General features: G+C 52.2%; 15 protein-coding genes. 3 read left to right on the top strand and 12 right to left on the bottom strand.

Features of this window, described 5'->3' with window-relative positions; all coding sequences use genetic code 11:
• Positions 1-80 precede the first annotated feature (80 nt).
• The gene (gene elyC, locus PZBJ_RS02020) at positions 81-866 is read left to right on the top strand and encodes an envelope biogenesis factor ElyC (protein WP_101760951.1); all 786 of its coding nucleotides are present in this window, start codon (positions 81-83) and stop codon (positions 864-866) included.
• Here the strand turns inward: elyC and PZBJ_RS02025 are convergent.
• From PZBJ_RS02025 to serC, 12 genes are all read right to left on the bottom strand, one after another.
• A complete protein-coding gene (locus tag PZBJ_RS02025) occupies positions 846-1,739 on the bottom strand; it encodes a YcbJ family phosphotransferase (protein ID WP_101760952.1) in 894 nt (297 codons plus the stop codon). The genes elyC and PZBJ_RS02025 overlap by 21 nt on opposite strands.
• A gap of 110 nt (positions 1,740-1,849) precedes the next feature.
• On the bottom strand, positions 1,850-2,599 hold the full coding sequence (kdsB, locus tag PZBJ_RS02030) for a 3-deoxy-manno-octulosonate cytidylyltransferase (RefSeq protein WP_101760953.1): 750 nt from the start codon (positions 2,597-2,599) through the stop codon (positions 1,850-1,852).
• Entirely contained in the window at positions 2,596-2,778 is a 183-nt protein-coding gene (locus PZBJ_RS02035) for a Trm112 family protein (protein WP_007887424.1), read from the bottom strand. The genes kdsB and PZBJ_RS02035 overlap by 4 nt, the downstream gene beginning before the upstream one ends.
• Before the next feature lie 90 nt (positions 2,779-2,868).
• Positions 2,869-4,131 carry a winged helix-turn-helix domain-containing protein gene (locus PZBJ_RS02040; RefSeq protein WP_101760954.1) on the bottom strand — a complete coding sequence of 421 codons (1,263 nt, stop codon included), beginning with the start codon at positions 4,129-4,131 and terminating at the stop codon, positions 2,869-2,871.
• A 22-nt stretch (positions 4,132-4,153) separates the two neighbouring features.
• Entirely contained in the window at positions 4,154-5,155 is a 1,002-nt protein-coding gene (lpxK, locus tag PZBJ_RS02045) for a tetraacyldisaccharide 4'-kinase (RefSeq protein ID WP_101760955.1), read from the bottom strand.
• Entirely contained in the window at positions 5,152-6,900 is a 1,749-nt protein-coding gene (gene msbA, locus PZBJ_RS02050; protein ID WP_101760956.1) for a lipid A ABC transporter ATP-binding protein/permease MsbA, read from the bottom strand. Before msbA ends, lpxK begins: the two co-directional genes overlap by 4 nt.
• 34 nt (positions 6,901-6,934) lie before the next feature.
• Positions 6,935-9,193: a DNA internalization-related competence protein ComEC/Rec2 gene (locus PZBJ_RS02055; RefSeq protein WP_101761039.1), complete on the bottom strand. Its 2,259-nt coding sequence runs from the start codon at positions 9,191-9,193 to the stop codon at positions 6,935-6,937.
• A gap of 205 nt (positions 9,194-9,398) precedes the next feature.
• Complete coding sequence (ihfB, locus tag PZBJ_RS02060) at positions 9,399-9,683, bottom strand: integration host factor subunit beta (RefSeq protein ID WP_003849360.1); 285 nt, start codon at positions 9,681-9,683, stop codon at positions 9,399-9,401.
• An 86-nt stretch (positions 9,684-9,769) separates the two neighbouring features.
• The gene (rpsA, locus tag PZBJ_RS02065; protein ID WP_052025984.1) at positions 9,770-11,446 is read right to left on the bottom strand and encodes a 30S ribosomal protein S1; all 1,677 of its coding nucleotides are present in this window, start codon (positions 11,444-11,446) and stop codon (positions 9,770-9,772) included.
• A gap of 121 nt (positions 11,447-11,567) precedes the next feature.
• Positions 11,568-12,248 (bottom strand): (d)CMP kinase, encoded by a 681-nt coding sequence (cmk, locus tag PZBJ_RS02070; RefSeq protein ID WP_101760957.1) that lies wholly within the window; start codon positions 12,246-12,248, stop codon positions 11,568-11,570.
• 197 nt (positions 12,249-12,445) lie between these two features.
• On the bottom strand, positions 12,446-13,732 hold the full coding sequence (gene aroA, locus PZBJ_RS02075; protein WP_101760958.1) for a 3-phosphoshikimate 1-carboxyvinyltransferase: 1,287 nt from the start codon (positions 13,730-13,732) through the stop codon (positions 12,446-12,448).
• Positions 13,733-13,812: 80 nt separating this feature from the next.
• A complete protein-coding gene (gene serC, locus PZBJ_RS02080) occupies positions 13,813-14,898 on the bottom strand; it encodes a 3-phosphoserine/phosphohydroxythreonine transaminase (RefSeq protein WP_101760959.1) in 1,086 nt (361 codons plus the stop codon).
• 310 nt (positions 14,899-15,208) lie between these two features.
• Here serC and ycaO point away from each other — a divergent pair, with 310 nt between their 5' ends.
• Positions 15,209-16,972 (top strand): 30S ribosomal protein S12 methylthiotransferase accessory factor YcaO, encoded by a 1,764-nt coding sequence (gene ycaO / locus PZBJ_RS02085; protein WP_101760960.1) that lies wholly within the window; start codon positions 15,209-15,211, stop codon positions 16,970-16,972.
• 356 nt (positions 16,973-17,328) lie between these two features.
• Positions 17,329-18,189, top strand: coding sequence for a formate transporter FocA (focA, locus tag PZBJ_RS02090; protein ID WP_101760961.1), 861 nt, complete (start codon positions 17,329-17,331; stop codon positions 18,187-18,189).
• Positions 18,190-18,252 lie beyond the last annotated feature (63 nt).

The raw sequence follows: 18,252 nt of genomic DNA on the forward strand, positions 1-18,252 counted from the left end.
ACAGGCTCAACAAGAATGAACCTTTCATGCCGCAGTAACCGTCTGGCAGCTGTTTTTTTGGACAAAAGAGGCCATATTCGATGTTTTTCGCATTTAAAAAAGTCATTGGCGGGATGTTGCTTCCCTTGCCGCTGCTGTTATTACTGATGGCGGCAGGACTTTTGCTGCTCTGGTTCAGCCGCTGGCAAAAAAGCGGCAAAATCCTCATCTCTTGCAGCTGGCTGCTGCTGCTGATTTTGAGCCTGCAGCCGGTTGCCGATCGCCTGCTGTCACCGCTGGAAAATCATTATCCAACCTGGAACGGTAACGAGCCGGTCGATTATATCGTGGTGCTCGGCGGCGGCTATACCTTCAATCCGAATTGGGCACCGAGTTCCAACTTGATTAATAACAGTCTGCCGCGCGTGGCCGAAGGCGTGCGTCAGTGGCGGCGCTATCCGCAGGCCAAAATGATCTTTACAGGCGCAGCAGCCGGCGAAAACCCACGCAGCAGCGCCAGCGTGGCGGCCGAAGTGGCGGAAAGTCTGGGCGTGCCATCAGCAGCGATTATTCAGTTGGATCAACCAAGAGATACGATTGGCGAAGCTCGCGCGGTGAAACAGACGATTGGTGAACACCCGTTCTTACTGGTGACTTCCGCCAACCATCTGCCGCGTGCCATGCATTTCTTTCAAAGTGCCGGCATGAATCCGCTGGCCGCACCGGCAAATCAGTTGGCAGTGACCTCGCCGCTAAACTGGTGGGAACGCGCTATTCCGTCACCGCTGTGGCTGGCACACAGTGAGCGTGCGACCTATGAAACGCTGGGACAAACCTGGCAGAAGCTGCGCGGTGACGATCTCACCTCAACCCAGCCAGGGGAGTAATTGCGCGCGGGCGTGATCGAAGCGCGGACGGTCAAACTGTCCGCTGCTGACCAACGTGTCGACGCAATCCCACAGCTGATACAACCAGCGCCGCCAGAGGAAACCTTCCGCCACAGGCGCGCGCTGCAGATAGTGCTGCAGCAGTGACGCTTCTGCGCCGCTATCCGCCAGGCGCATCAGATCGTATTCGCGCGGTGCCCAGAGAATGTTGCCCGGCTGCATCATGGCAATAAGCTGATCGCTGTGCGCATCTTTTAACATACTGGCTAAGCGCAGGTTGCCGTGCATCAATACGCAGGGATCGTCAAAACCGTTGAACAGACGCGGTAATAGCTGACGGCTGCGAAACAGAATCTGACGATCTTCCAGTGTAAAAAACGGCGGTGACAAATAACCCAGCGTTGACCACAATACATCCACCCGCTGGCGATACCATGCGGGCCAGTTATTTTCCTGCACGCTGTCCACGCTGCCGACTAAGCCATGGCTGTCAATACGATGCCACGCCAGCACGCCTTCGACGATCTGTTCGCACAGCTGTTCCCAGCGCGCTGCGCTGCGGGCCGGAGCTTCCGCAGAAACACCGTTAAAGCGTGCCATCAGCAACATTTCATGTACCGGCTTTTGCTGGCTGAGCACCAGACCAAACACGGCAGGCACGGCGATCAAGCCATCATGGCCGAGCATGGTCAGTTTTTTAGCTTCCAGCGCAGCGCGTCCCTGATGACGAAAATATTTCGCCACCAGCGGCATCGGTTTACCGGCGTTATCGTAAAGCGCATACAGCCGCGTGTGCGCCTGCTCGCTAATGGTTTCGAGACGACTGATGCTTTCACCAAGCACCAACGCGAGTTCTGAACGGAGCTGTTCCATGCAATATCCTCCGACGTCAAAGGGCTGGAATATGCTGGAGGTGATGGCGGCGCAAAGCTTAGCGCCAGATCAAACTTTCAGGCCAGCGAGAGCCGCTGGCCGGTCGGAGATTAACCCTGCATAGCGAGACGAACCCGCTCAAGGTCTTCCGGCGTATCCACCCCAACACTTGGGATAGTTTTTGCCACCGCGACGTGAATCTTTTCACCGTACCACAGCACGCGCAGCTGTTCGAGCAACTCAATGTTCTCCAGCGGGCAAGGTTCCCACGCGATGTAGCGACGAATGAAACCGGCGCGATAGGCGTAGATGCCAATGTGGCGGAGCAGCGTGTCGCCAATCTGCTCGCGCGAACGCGCATAACGCTCGCGATCCCAGGGAATGGTGGCGCGTGAGAAGTAGAGCGCATAACCTTTGGCGTCCATCACTACTTTTACCGCGTTCGGGTTAAAGGCTTCTTCTGCATCGGTGATCGGCACCGCCAGCGTCGCCATCCCGGCTTCAGATTGCGCCAGATTACCTGCCACCTGACGTACAATCTCCGCCGGGATCATCGGCTCGTCGCCCTGCACGTTAACGATGATCGTGTCGTCGGCAAACTGATACTTTTCGATCACTTCGGCCAAACGCTCAGTTCCGGACTGATGATCGACCCGCGTCATGCACACTTCGCCGCCAGCCGCCGTTACCGCCGCAGCCACATCCGGATGATCGGTGGCGACAATTACGCGATCGGCACCCGATTCACGGGCGCGTTCCATAACGTGCAGCACCATCGGTTTACCCTGAATATCCACCAGCGGTTTGCCGGGCAGACGGGTTGAAGCATAACGTGCAGGAATAATGGCAACAAAACTCATGGATGGATCTCTTCAACAGACAGCGTACGCGCTTCCACTTCCAGCAGCACTGGAATACCGTCACGTACCGGGTAAGCCAGGCCATCCGGTTTACAGATCAGCTCTTGCTGCTCTTTGTTGAAATAGAGTTTTCCGTTGCATACCGGGCAAGCAACGATTTCGAGTAAACGGTGATCCATAATCTTCTCCATTCAGGACCGATTCAGACGGGTAGCATAGCATAATAGCGTGCGCGTGAATGACGCACTCAAGCCGGACAAATGGCAGCTTTATTCACCAATCGACCAGCGAGTTGACCAGGCAGCCAGCAGTTCTGCCGGCGCATTTTCGATAATCACTTGGTTGGCGCCTTGCCACGCGGCGAAGCGATTAATGGCTTTTTGGACGTCATTAAGGAAAGCGTTACTGATGCGTGTGCCCTCTTCCAGCCAGAATGCACGAACCACTAATTGCTGCGCCTGACGCTCCATTTTGGCATCAATGCGCGCTTTCAATAATCCGCGATGCAGGACCGGCAGGACCGGCAGGACCGGCAGGACCGGCAGGACCGGCAGGACCGGCAGGACAAAATAACCATATTTGCGCTTTTCCGCAGGCGTATAGCACTCAATGCGGTAATCAAAATTAAACAGCTCCAGCGCGCGACGACGATCCCAAACCACTGGATCAAAGGGTGACAACAGCGCGGTATGTGTGGCAGAGAGTGGCTTTTCCAGCAGCGGCAATAATGCGTGGTGTAACCACATTTCGCCCAGTTGCTCGACCTCAACACGCACAATTTCTCCGCGCGCAGCCGCATCCTCAAGCCATGACTTGAGCGGTGCGCGTTTGAGCCGGTAATAATCGGCTAACCAACTGCCACGGAAAATGCCGAGACTGCATGCGCTGTGACTCAGCATCTGTAACACCGCTTCGTCTTCACTTAACGCATGCTGTTCATCAATCCAGTCCGGCATCACGCGGCTGTGCAGATCGTAAACCCGCTGGAAGTTGCGCCGCTCCACCACCATCAACTGACCCGCACTGAACAAATTCTCCAGATGACGCTTATGCGGCTTCCACGCCCACCAGCCCGGTTTGGTCTGTTTATCATTACTGAAATCGGCTGCTCGCACTGGGCCGTTGACGGAGATGTGTTGCAGTAGGTCAGTGATTTCCTGTTGATGTTCCTCAACCCATCGTTGGTTGTACTTCCAGCCCAGTCGCTGCGGTTCCAGCATGCGGTGGCGCAGCAACGGGTAATCTTCGAAAGGAATAAAACAGGCTTCATGAGCCCAATATTCAAATAATGCGCCCGAGGCCAGCGCCTCTTCCAGCCAGTTGGTCTGATACGCGCCAAGGCGGCTAAACAGCACCAGATAAGGACTGCGTGCCACCACATTGATGGTATCAATTTGCAGCAAAGACATCTGACGCACAGTCGCGTGTATATCAGCAAAGCGCGCACGTCGGCCTAAAGGACGTAACAGTCCCTGAGCAGCCAGATGCAGATGACGAGCAGTTTGCAACGAGAGGGAAGCGACGAGGTTCATAACTCCATTCCCTTTTTGGTGGTTAGCGCGAACGGGCGTCTCGCGCGGTAGTGCAGAGATGGGTGATATCGTCTAACAAGGTTGTCACCGCCGCGCCTTGCAGATGCGCATCAACCGGCAAATACCACCAGTTTGGGCGAGCAAAACTACGGCATTTTACCGCATCTTTTTCCGTCATCAGCAAGCACTGATCTGCCTGAGTCAGACGCCGCAATTCGTCTTCGCTGTAAGCATGGTGATCGGCGAAGGCAATTTCAGCCACTGGCTTGATGCCTTGCTGCTTAAGCGTGTTGAAGAAGCGCGGCGGATGACCTATGCCGGCCATCGCGACAATTTCCGGCAATTGCGCTAACGCCACGCTTGCACCGTTGATCAGGTTGACCGCCAGACCGGGCTGCAATGACATCGCAATTTCGCCCGCCTGCGCATCGCCGCCGTTAACGATCACCGCATTTACGGTGCTAAGTCGTGAGGCGCGTTCACGCATCGGCCCAGCCGGTAACCACCAGCCATTACCAAAACGACGCATCCCATCCACCACCACGATTTCGCGATCGCGCTGCAGCGCGTAATGCTGCAGGCCATCATCGGTGATAATCACATCCAGATCGTGCGCAGCGAGCAAGCCTTCTACCGCCAGACGCCGCCGTGGCGCAACGGCGACCGGCACTTGCGTGCGTTGAGCGATCAGCACAGGTTCATCGCCGGCCTGCGCCGTGGGCGTTTCAGCGGTAACCAGCAGCGGATAACGTTCAGCTTTTCCACCGTAACCCCGCGACACCACGCCAGCTCGTACTCCACGTTGTTGCAGCGCCTGCACCAACCAAATCACTACGGGCGTTTTACCATTCCCACCTGCGGTGAGGTTCCCCACCACAATCACAGGGCAAGGCGCGCGCCAACTTTTTCGCCAACCGCGCTGGAAGCTGAGGCGAATCAATAGGGTGATCGCCCCATAAAGCAGGCTCAGTGGCCATAGCAGCAGCCATAACGGCGAGCGCCCGCTCCAGATCCGTTCGATCATTGACCGAACTGCAGTTTGTGAAGCTGCGCATAGGCGCCCTTCTGTTCAAGCAGCACGCTGTGAGTACCGCGTTCGACAATGCGACCATCTTCAACTACGACGATCTCATCGGCTTTCTCAATGGTCGACAGACGGTGCGCAATCACCAGTGAGGTGCGATTTTTCTGCAGCTCATCAAGTGCGGCCTGAATCGCCCGCTCAGATTCGGTATCGAGCGCTGATGTGGCTTCATCGAGAATCAAAATCGGACAGTCGCGTAGTAACGCACGCGCAATCGCAATACGCTGACGCTGACCACCGGAAAGCAGCACGCCATTCTCACCTATCACGGTATCAAGGCCATTATCCATCTTCTGGATGAAGTCCATTGCATGCGCCATGGTCGCAGCCTGCTCGATTTGCTCGCGCGTGTATTGACCATTACGGGCATAAGAAATGTTGTTGGCGACGGTGTCGTTGAAGAGATGAACGTTCTGGGAAACCAACGCCACTTGATTACGCAGTGAACGCAGGGTGTATTCGCGCAGATCGTGGCCATCCAGCAGAATTTCACCGCTATCAATGTCGTAGAAGCGCGTCAGCAAGCTGGCCATAGTGGATTTACCAGAGCCAGAACGGCCGACCAGTGCAACGGTTTTACCGGCAGGCAGCGACAGGTTGATATCACGCAGCGCAGGAATTTCACGGCCTGGATAGGTAAAGGTCACGTTGCGGAATTCCACATCACCCTTAGCACGATCCATTTCACGCTTGCCGTTATCCACTTCCTGCTCACTGTCAAGAATCGAGAACAGCGTCTGACAAGCCGCCATACCGCGCTGGAACTGTGCATTCACGTTGGTCAGTGACTTGAGCGGACGCATCAAGGCGATCATGGATGAGAAGACCACGGTGATGGTACCGGCTGTCAGCGTTTCCATCACGCTTGGGAAACTGGCGGCATAAAGCACAAATGCCAGTGCCAGCGAGGCAATCAACTGGATTACCGGATCAGAGATTGAAGATGCTGACACTAGTTTCATGCCTTGTTGGCGCATCCTGTTACTGACCTGAGAAAAACGCTTGGCCTCCACTTCCTGGCCACCAAAGATCAGCACTTCTTTATGCCCTTTTAGCATCTGTTCGGCGCTGGTGGTGACCTGTCCCATGGTGTTCTGCATGTTCTTACTGATGCTGCGGAAACGTTTGGAAACAGTACGAATAGCAAAGGAGACGATCGGTGCCAGCACAATGAGAATCAAAGACAGCTGCCAGCTGTAATAGAACATCATGATGAACAGGCCAATGATTGAGGCCCCTTCACGCACCACCGTAACCAGTGCACTGGAAGAGGAAGAGGCCACCTGTTCAGAATCGTAGGTGATGCGTGACAGCAGCGTCCCCGTTGATTGCTGATCAAAGAAGGTTACCGGCATGCCCATCATATGGCCGAACAGGCGGCGACGCATGTTCATGACAACGTTGCCGGACACCCAAGAGATGCAGTAACTGGAGATATAGCTGGTCACGCCACGTACCAGCATCAGGCCAATTACCACTAGCGGCATCCACAGCATTACGGATCTGTCTGCTTTACCGAAGCCATCATCCAGTAAAGGTTTCAACAGAGAGAGCATCAGGGTATCGCCTGCCGCATTGAGTATCAGCGCCACCGCTGACACATACAGGCCAGCCTTGTGGGGCGCAATCATCGGCCAGAGTCGACGGAATGTCTGCCACGTTGAGAGATCTTTATCTTGATGCATTATTTATTCACGCTGTTTGAAATAGCCGCTCATTCTACCTGGAATCGCGTTTGACGCCAAACCACTGATGGTACCATCGAGGCATTATTTGCTCTCTTAAGCCCTTAATTTGCCAATGACCTTGTCTGATACCCACATGAATCTGACCCGATTGTGCCGTGTCGTACCACATATAGCCTTGCTGACGAAAGCGTTGCACCACGGCTGGCGCAGGCATACGCCAGGCGTTATACCGCGCCACCGAAGCAAATGCTGCTTTCCCAGCAACATTACGTAACAGTAATGCGCCTGATGAAGTCCGACTACCATGGTGCGGAACCTGCAAAATTGTCGCGTTCAGAGCCTCTTTTTCCAGCGCGACAATTTTTCTCTCGGCTTCTAACTCAATATCCCCGGTGAGTAACACGCTAACGAGCCCGTCATCGACTCGCACCACACAGGAATCGTTATTTTGTCCCTGGGTCTGATTCTCCGGCGGCCACAAAGCGGTAAATTGCAATTTGCCCCACTGCCACCGCTGACCACGGAAGCATGGCAGGTGTCCGTCTTCCGCCAGGGCACTACGAATTGCTACCGCTGGATTAACTTTGAGCAATGAGTGTAGCCCACCACGGTGATCAAGATGCTTGTGGCTTAGTATCAAAGAATGGAGGCTTCTACCGTGATACTGCAACCATGGCAGAATGACGCGCGATCCGGCATCATCCTGTTTCCAACCCGGTCCAACGTCATATAACACCACTTCATTGCCCTGTGTAATGGCAATCGCCAGGCCATGCCCCACATCAATCATGTCGATTTGCCAGTCATCACGCTGTGCAGTGCTGCGCCAGAGGATGATTGCGAGTATCAGGCTAAAACACGGCATCACACTGCGATAAATCAGCTTGCTGCGCCAGAGAACTAATCCTACCCACAGCAGCACGACAGCAGGTAACGTATCGCTCCATGCCCACCAGCCAGCGGGTAACCACTGCAGCAGGAGCATGACCTGGCTTATGGAAAGATCCGCCAGAGACCATAATCCCGTTGAAATCAGCGGCACTGGCAATAGCATTGCCAGCAATATTAGTGGCACCGTGACAAAAGACACAACCGGCACCGCGATCAGATTTGCTAATAACGCACTCAGGCTTATTCCCTGAAACAGGAAGATTTGTAGTGGAGCCATGAGGATCATCATTCCTAACTGCAGATGTAGCAATTGCAATAACAGCCATCGACGCTTTGCGCGAAAGCGATGTGTTAATGGAAACCATTGATACCAGGTAATCAGCATCGCGACCGCCAGTGCCGACAACCAAAAGCTTTCTGACAGCACAGTTAATGGATCCAGTACCAGCAAAGCGCCGATACATAACGTCCAGACTTGCCAGCCACTGAGCTGCCAACCGGCGCTGCGCATCCCTATCCATAATATGAGCGCGATCATCGCGCGCTGGGCCGGTGCATGACTGCCAGAAACCCACGTGTAAGTCGCTGCGGTCATAACACTTACCAGCAGCGGAAATAAATGACCAATCAAATGACCCGGCAAAATTACCTGGATAGCACGCGCCAACAGCCATCCAACGCTGGCAGCTAATGCAATATGCATTCCCGAGATTGCCATCAAATGGGCAGTACCTGTTTCCCGCAGCAACTGTCGCTGCTCTTCAGTCATGTTGGTACGTATACCAAACGCTAAAGCCTGCATAATTGCCGGTTGTTTGAGCGTATCGAATGCGGGTAGATGATGATTAATTAAACGCGTCCGCCAGTTGCAAGTTAGCGATTCCACCTGCTGACTGATGATGCGCCCTTGCAGCGGCGTGTGATTAGACAAGGCAAAGCGCTGCAGATCGAACTCGCCTTCATTTAATCTGCCGTGGACGGCACGCAGTCGCAGTTTCATCTGCCAGCTCTGACCGGCACAGTACGGTTGCTCCATCGAAGCATTATTGAGCGTGACAAAGAGAGGTGGAAACTGATAACGCTGACCGACACGCAAGATTTGCACGGTTAATTGCTGCTTCTGTTCACGAACTTCAGTCACCCGTACAGTGGCTTCAATTGTGGCGGCAGTCAGATCCCCAATGGCATTGACCATCTGGCGGGCTTCAGTCAATGTCCAGGCCACCATTAAGAGAGCAATCCCTGCAAGCCGTAGCAACGTGATTGGCATCAACCCAAGCGCCACAGCGAATACAACCATGATGACTATTCCGTTGGCTGCGGGTATGTGCGGCAATATGCCCAACGGCAATGCCGAGGCAATCATCAATCTGGCCAGAACAATCCAGTTCATATGCATCATTACTCTCCCTCATTGGCGGAAGAGTGTGCCGAGAAAAGCAGGGATTTACTTCATTGAAAAGAGAGTGTGTCGCGATGGATTCCGAGACTTTTGCAGAGATTACATTGATGAGACTTCATTTTGGAAAGCAGATCTCAATTCCGCATACTTTAAACAAAAAAAACGACACCCTAAAGTGTCGTTTTTATCGTTCGGTAACGGCTTAGCCGTAGATGTTCGCACGGTCACGCAATTCTTTGCCCGGCTTAAAGTGGGGAACGTATTTACCTTCCAGATCCACTTTGTCGCCCGTTTTCGGGTTACGACCCGTACGCGGTGCACGGTAATGCAAAGAAAAGCTGCCGAATCCCCGGATTTCAATGCGCTCGCCCTGGGCCAACGTAGTGGCCATGTGCTCAAGCATCTCTTTGACCGCATCCTCAACGACTTTCGCCGGAATATGAGTATGCTGGCCAGCAAGTCTCTCAATTAGTTCTGACTTGGTCATGTAACCTCCGGTTAATCCTTATTTGGAAAGGTATGACAGCTTTTACCGAAACCGGACGATTTTCATCGTCCGGTGCCTTAGGTCGATTACTCGCCTTTAGCCGCTTTGAACGCTTCAGCCATCGCGCTAGAGAAGTTGCTGCCTTCATCCTGTTTGGTGTTAACAGTGTTGATAGCTTCTTTCTCATCAGCCTGGTCTTTAGCACGAACAGACAGGCTCACAACGCGGTTCTTACGGTCAACGCCGGTGAATTTAGCTTCAACGTCGTCGCCAACACTCAGAACCAGAGTTGCGTCTTCGATGCGGTCCAGAGAAGCTTCAGAAGCGCGCAGGTAACCCTCTACGCCGTCAGCTAATTCTACTGTAGCACCTTTCGCGTCAACTGCAGTGACTTTACCAGTCACGATAGCGCCTTTCTTGTTCAGGGTGATGTAGTTGTTGAATGGATCTTCAGCCAACTGCTTCACGCCCAGAGAGATGCGCTCGCGCTCTGCATCAACCTGCAGTACAACGGCAGCGATTTCGTCGCCTTTTTTGTACTCACGAACGGCTTCTTCGCCAGTCGCGTTCCAGGAGATGTCAGACAGGTGAACCAGACCGTCGATGCCACCGTCCAGGCCGATGAAGATACCGAAGTCAGTGATTGACTTGATTTTACCTTCAACGCGATCGCCTTTGTTGTGGGTCTCAGCGAACAGCTGCCATGGGTTAGATTTGCACTGCTTCAGACCCAAGGAGATACGACGACGCTCTTCATCGATGTCCAGAACCATTACTTCAACCACATCGCCTACGTTTACAACTTTAGACGGATGGATGTTTTTGTTGGTCCAGTCCATTTCTGAAACGTGTACCAGACCTTCAACGCCTTCTTCGATTTCTACGAAGCAGCCGTAATCAGTCAGGTTGGTTACACGACCAGTCAGGCGGGTGCCTTCTGGATAGCGCTTAGCGATAGCAACCCAAGGATCTTCGCCCAGCTGTTTCAGGCCCAGAGATACACGGGTACGCTCGCGGTCGAACTTCAGCACTTTAACAGTGATTTCGTCGCCCACGTTGACGATTTCGCTCGGATGCTTAACGCGTTTCCAAGCCATATCGGTAATGTGCAACAGGCCGTCAACGCCGCCCAGATCCACGAATGCACCGTAGTCAGTGAGGTTCTTAACGATACCTTTAACTTCCATGCCTTCCTGCAGGTTTTCCAGCAGCTGATCGCGCTCAGCGCTGTTCTCAGATTCGATAACTGCACGGCGTGAAACCACGACGTTGTTACGTTTCTGATCAAGCTTGATTACTTTGAATTCAAGCTCTTTGCCTTCCAGGTGCAGAGTATCGCGAACCGGACGAACGTCTACCAGTGAACCTGGCAGGAACGCACGAATACCGTTCAGCTCAACTGTGAAGCCACCTTTAACTTTGCCGTTGATAACACCGGTAACAGTTTCAGCGTCTTCGTAAGCTTTTTCCAGCGTGATCCAAGCTTCGTGACGTTTAGCTTTCTCACGGGACAGCAGGGTTTCACCGAAGCCGTCTTCTACTGCGTCCAGCGCAACGTCAACTTCGTCGCCTACCTGGATTTCCAGTTCGCCGGCTGCGTTCTTGAACTGCTCTGCAGGAATTGCAGATTCAGATTTCAGACCCGCATCAACCAGAACTACGTCTTTGTCGATAGAGACAACAACGCCACGAACGATGGAACCCGGACGGGTTTCGATTTCTTTCAGGGACTCTTCAAAGAGTTGAGCAAAAGATTCAGTCATATTGATAATCTTAGGATTCTTCAATTTAACGTCCACCTGACTTCATTGTCGGATGGGGTTGTTTCACATGCCCTGCACCGGGTCCTTGGTACAGGGTTACAGCAATTCGGTTGCCGAAAGATTAAATGCCCAACTTACGCTTAGCATAATCAAGCGCCTTTTCAATCACTTGCTCAATCGACATACTGGTTGAATCCAGTACCAGAGCATCTGTGGCAGGCACTAAAGGGGCGATGGCACGATTACGATCGCGGTCGTCGCGTTCCTTTATCTCGGATAAAAGGCGATCAAAGTTAACATTAAAGCCTTTCTCCTGCAACTGTAGCATACGGCGATGCGCACGCTCTTCCGAGCTAGCGTCGAGGAATATTTTCACTGGCGCATCAGGGAAAACCACGGTTCCCATATCGCGTCCATCGGCGATTAAACCGGGCTCTTCGCGGAATGCGCGTTGGCGTCGAAGCAATGCCTCACGCACCCGCGGAAAAGCGGCAACGCGCGATGCGGTATTGCTGACTTCTTGCGTGCGGATTTCACCGGTGACATCTTCACCTTCAAGAACCACCTGCATTTCACCGTCAACCGATAGAAAACGCACATCAAGATGCGCAGCCATCGGTACTAATGCTTCCTCGGACTCAATATCCACCTGATGGTGAAGTGCGGCCAATGCTAAAACGCGATAAATAGCGCCAGAATCCAGTAAGTGCCACTGCAACGACTCCGCCATCGCTTTACATAAAGTCCCTTTACCCGCGCCACTTGGCCCATCGATGGTAATAACCGGGGCGATTGCCGTCATTGTTCTCTCCTGTTGCTGCGTGCTTATTGTCAGCCCTTCCAGGCCGCCTGGATTGCGCGGCATTATACGCTGCCTGCGTCGGGTTAGTACCCTTTAGCGTAGACAGCGCTAGAAATATAGACAGATTCAGAAGAATTTCCGCCTGATAAGGCGAGAAGAGAGCAAAGAAACCCGGCGCTGTGCACCGGGTTAGACGATCAGGAAGTATGACTGATTTTCGCCAACTGCTGGAAATAGCTCGGGAAGGTTTTCGCAGTGCAGCCTGGATCAAGGATGGTTACCGGCGTATCCGACAGAGCCACCAGTGCGAAGCACATTGCCATACGGTGATCGTTGTAAGTACCGATGTCCGCATGTTGCAACTGAGCCGGGGGTGTAACACGAATAAAGTCGTGTCCTTCTTCTACTTCCGCCCCCACTTTGCGTAACTCAGTCGCCATCGCAGCAAGACGGTCTGTCTCTTTTACGCGCCAGTTATAGATGTTGCGCATCAACGTGGTGCCTTGAGCGAAAAGTGCAGTAGTTGCAATTGTCATTGCCGCATCGGGAATATGGTTCATATCCATATCGATTGCCGTCAGCGATCCGCGTGTGCAAGAGATATAGTCATCTCCCCACTCAATCACTGCGCCCATCTTTTCCAGCACATCAGCAAAACGGATGTCGCCCTGCACGCTGTTGCGGCCAATACCGGTTACACGTACGGTACCCCCTTTAATGGCAGCGGCAGCGAGGAAGTATGATGCAGAAGACGCATCACCTTCCACCAGATAATCGCCCGGAGACTGGTACTGTTGCTGCCCTTTAACCACAAAACGCTGATAGTCCTGATTATCAACATCCACACCAAAGCAGCGCATCAGGTGCAAGGTGATATCAATGTAAGGCTTAGAAACCAGATCGCCTTTTATGGTGATGATGGTGTCTTGCTGCGCCAGTGGCGCGGTCATTAGCAATGCCGTGAGGAACTGGCTGGATACACTGCCATCGACGCTGACTTCCCCACCAACAAAACCACCATTAAGACGCACTGGCGGGTAATCGGTCTGTTCGAGATAGTCAATCTTTGCTCCGCCCTGACGCAGTGCATCAACCAGATGACCAATCGGACGCTCTTTCATGCGTGGCTCGCCAGTCAGAACGATTGACTGCTCGCCCAAACAGAGCGCGGCAGCCAAAGGTCGCATCGCTGTACCTGCGTTACCGAGAAACAGCTCAAGCGGTTTTTCAGCATGTAAAGGGCCCGCGTTACCTACTACTTCGCATATGGTGCGATCGTCTGAGAGCGTATAGCTGACACCCAGCGCTTTGAGGGCATTCAGCATGTGCTTAACGTCATCGCTATCAAGCAAGTTAGTCAGGCGGGTGGTGCCCTTTGCCAGCGCGGCCAGCAAGAGTGCGCGGTTCGAGACGCTTTTTGAACCCGGTAAGTTTACCGTGCCGTCAACGCGAGCAATCGGTTGTAGAGTCAGGGAGTCCTGCATGTGAAACCAAATCTCCAGAAAATACGAGACCCCATCGAGTGACGGGGTCTGATACCAGACAAGCTGGCATGAAAAAGCAATTAGCCGTGGCGACGTTCGAAGTCGACCATGAACTCAGTGAGCGTTTTAACCCCTTCCAGCGGCATCGCATTGTAGATCGATGCACGCATACCGCCAACCACGCGATGGCCTTTCAACGCGTGCAGCCCAGCCTTGAGAGACTCTTCCAGGAACACTTTGTCCAATGAGGAATCGGCTAACTGGAATGGCACGTTCATACGTGATCGGTTTTCACTTGCGACATCGTTGCGATAAAACGCACTGTTATCAATCACGCCATACAATAAGTCGGCTTTTGCCTGATTCAGCTTGTCCATCTCAGCCACGCCGCCCTTCTCTTTCAGCCATTTGAATACCAGGCCAGAGAGATACCATGCGAAAGTCGGCGGAGTGTTAAACATTGATTCATTTTCGGCCAGCACCTTGTAATCAAGGATAGAAGGCACATAACGTTGTGCTTTGCCTAGCAGATCTTCGCGCACAACCACTAAGGTTAAGCCCGCCGGGCCGATATTTTTTTGCGCGCCAGCGTAGATCACGCCATAGCGACTCACATCGATTGGACGAGACAGAATAGTAGAAGAGAGATCGGCAACTACGACTTTATCGCCAAAATCCGGCTCTTCATCGATAGCAATACCATCAATCGTTTCGTTCGGGCAGAAATGGACATAAGCCGCATCATCATTTAACTGCCATTCACGCATTGGTAATAAAGCACGCTTACCATCACGCGTAGTTTTGATATCAATGGTATTTGGCGAGCAGAATTTCTCAGCTTCTTTAATTGCGCTGTGAGCCCAGTAACCGCCGTCAATATAATCCGCGGTTTTTGCATCACCCAGCAAGTTGCCGGGAATGGCCGCGAACTGCGCACGCGCACCGCCATGGCAGAATAAAACTTTGTAGTTGGCTGGGATCTTCAGCAGATCGCGAAAATCTTGTTCTGCCGCTTCTGCAACAGCAATAAACTCTTTACTGCGGTGACTGATCTCCATCACCGAGGTGCCTAATCCGTGCCAGTTTGTCAGTTCTTGTTCTGCGCGACGGAGCACTTCTACCGGCAGCATAGCCGGGCCAGAGCTAAAATTATAAACCTGAGTCATTTCCCCTCACCACTGTCATATCGAACGGTTATGAATACCCAACCGGTTTTATCATTGCCTCCAGATGGCTGCAATCATTAATCCGGCAGCGATCACATTTCCAGAGCCAGCTTCACCGCAGCTTATGTCATAAATGCATTAAGCCATGGAATTTTGTGAGGTTGTTCCAGAAAGAAAAATCGGCAAGCGGAATGGCGTAACAACCTTAACCAGTCTGAGATAAATTTGGCTGACTGAATAGCGAAGCACGCATAAAACCCGTATTATTGCGCGCTTTACGCCCACCCCATTGACTTAAGAGAGCGCCACCATGACGCAAACGTTTATCCCCGGAAAAGACGCCGCACTGGAAGATTCCATTGCTCGCTTTCAGCAGAAACTGCAAGACCTTGGTTTCAACATTGAAGAAGCTTCCTGGCTGAATCCGGTGCCACACGTCTGGTCAGTACACATTCGCGATCGCGACTGCCCGCTGTGCTTTACAAATGGCAAAGGTGCTAGCAAAAAAGCCGCTCTGGCTTCAGCGCTGGGCGAATATTTTGAGCGCCTCTCTACTAACTATTTCTTCGCCGATTTCTGGTTGGGTGAATCCATCGCTAATGGTGATTTTGTTCACTATCCGAATGAAAAATGGTTCCCGCTCACTGAGGACGACAGCCTGCCAGAAGGCATTTTGGATGCGCGCCTGCGCAAGTTCTATGATCCTGATGAGAGCCTGGGTGCTTCTGAGCTGATTGATCTGCAATCCGGCAATGACGAGCGTGGAATTTGTGGCCTGCCATTTACCCGTCAATCTGACCAGCAAACAGTGTATATCCCGATGAACATCATCGGTAATCTGTACGTTTCGAATGGTATGTCTGCCGGTAACACCGCGAACGAAGCGCGTGTACAGGGTCTTTCTGAAGTGTTTGAGCGTCATATTAAGAATCGCATCATCGCCGAATCCATCAGCCTGCCAGAAATACCAGCAGAGGTGATGCAGCGTTATCCTGGCGTAATTGAAGCAATTGAACGTCTGGAAGCAGAAGGTTTCCCAATCTTCTCATACGATGCGTCACTCGGCGGCAAATACCCGGTTATCTGCGTTGTGCTGTTCAATCCAGCAAATGGTACCTGCTTCGCTTCGTTTGGCGCACATCCGGACTTTGGCGTCGCACTTGAGCGAACCGTTACTGAACTGCTGCAGGGCCGTGGTCTGAAAGATCTCGACGTGTTCACACCGCCGACGTTCGATGATGAAGAGGTAGCGGAACACGCTAACCTGGAAACGCATTTCATCGATTCAAGCGGTCTGATTTCATGGGATATGTTTAAAGACGATGCCGATTATCCTTTCGTCGACTGGAGCTTTGCGGGTACCACTCACGAAGAGTTTGATACGCTAATGGCGATCTTCCGTGCGGAAGATAAAGAAGTCTATATCGCTGACTATGAACATCTGAGTGTTTACGCTTGCCGCATTATCGTGCCGGGCATGTCTGATATTTATCCAGCAGAAGATCTGCTGCTGGCAAATAACAGCATGGGCGCACCACTGCGCAAAACCCTGCTGGCGCTGCCAGACAGCCAATGGGAACCCGAAGCCTATCTCGAGCTGATTGTGCAACTGGATGAGGAAGGTCATGATGACTTTACTCGCGTGCGCGAGCTGCTGGGTCTGGCATCAGGCAAAGATAATGGCTGGTACACGCTACGTATTGGCGAGCTGAAAGCTATGCTGGCGCTGGCCGGCGGCGACCTGGATCAGGCTCTGATCTGGACTGAATGGACGATGGAGTTTAATCAGTCCATCTTTAGTGAAGAGCGCGCAAACTACTACCGCTGTCTGCAAACCTTGCTGCTGCTGGCAATGGAAGAGGAACGCGATCCGCTACAATATCATCGCGCCTTTATTCGTATGTACGGCCAGGCTGCTGTTGAGGCTGCTTCAGCGGCAATCAGTGGCGAAGCGCCCTTCTATGGATTGCAAGCGGTCGATCTGGATCTGAAAGCTTTCCCTGCGCATCAATCATTACTCGCTGCCTATGAAAAGCTGCAGACAGCTAAACGTCGTTATTGGTCACAAAAATAGCCTTAACGCTTAAATTTCCATTTATAGAAATTAGGGTATTGGTCAATGGCACTGAAAAAATCAGTGCCATTTTTTTATATTGATCATACAAAGAGATTTAAGTGCATTATTAAATAACAATTCAGCTTTAATCGTTAATGATATTTAACAAAATCTAGTTTTGCCCGCAGCCACCTTCAACTTATTTTGCATAAATTAAAAATTATTTATTACAATAAATTCAATAATTTAAGCAGCACTCAGACGCATTTACGCTTCGCTTATCAGCTACCTTCCGGTCAAATATGATCCACATCAATTTCTGACCTATACTCCTTTGTTAATATCTTTACAGGCAATTTTTGGAGAGCGTTAGTGTGAAAGCTGACAACCCTTTTAATTCATTATTACCGGCGGCAATGGCGAAAGTTGCAGAAGAAGCCGGCATATATAAAGCTACTAAACGTCCTTTAACCACCTTCTTCCTTGCCATCACTGCTGGCGTATTTATCTCAATCGCATTTGTCTTCTATATCACTGCGACCACCGGAAGTGGAGCAATGCCCTACGGCATAGCAAAACTGATCGGCGGTATCTGTTTCTCGCTCGGTTTAATGTTAGTCGTGGTGTGCGGTGCTGACCTGTTCACCTCAACTGTTTTGATCGTGGTGGCAAAAGCCAGCGGCCGTATCACCTGGCTGCAACTCGGTCGACACTGGTTGACGGTCTATATCGGTAACCTGTTTGGTGCGCTGTTCTTTGTCGCGCTGATCTGGTTAGCCGGTGAACACATGGTGGCGAATGGTGCCTGGGGTTTGAATGTCCTGCAAACCGCTGACCATAAAATGCATCACACCTTTATTGAAGCAGTGAGTCTCGGCACGCTCGCCAACCTGATGGTTTGCCTGGCGGTGTGGATGAGTTATTCCGGCCGCAGTCTGATGGACAAAATGTTTGCGATGATCCTACCGGTGGCGATGTTTGTTGCCTGCGGTTTTGAACATAGCATTGCCAACATGTTCCTTATCCCGATGGCCATCGTTATCCGTGATTTTTCCAGCCCGGAATTCTGGCAAATGGCTGGTGCAAGCGCAGCACAGTTCCCATCACTAAGCGTTAGTGACTTTATTGTTAACAACCTGATTCCCGTGACCATCGGCAACATTATTGGCGGCGGATTATTAGTCGGTTTGACCTACTGGGTAATCTATCTGCGTGGCGATGAGCCGGTGCATTAATGAATTGGTACGGGCGTGCTGAGTCAGCGCGCCATACGTCAAAGTCTCCCTAAATAAGGCAGG

Origin of the sequence: Pantoea endophytica (genome assembly GCF_002858935.1) — a bacterium.
GTDB classification, from domain to species: domain Bacteria; phylum Pseudomonadota; class Gammaproteobacteria; order Enterobacterales; family Enterobacteriaceae; genus Pantoea; species Pantoea leporis.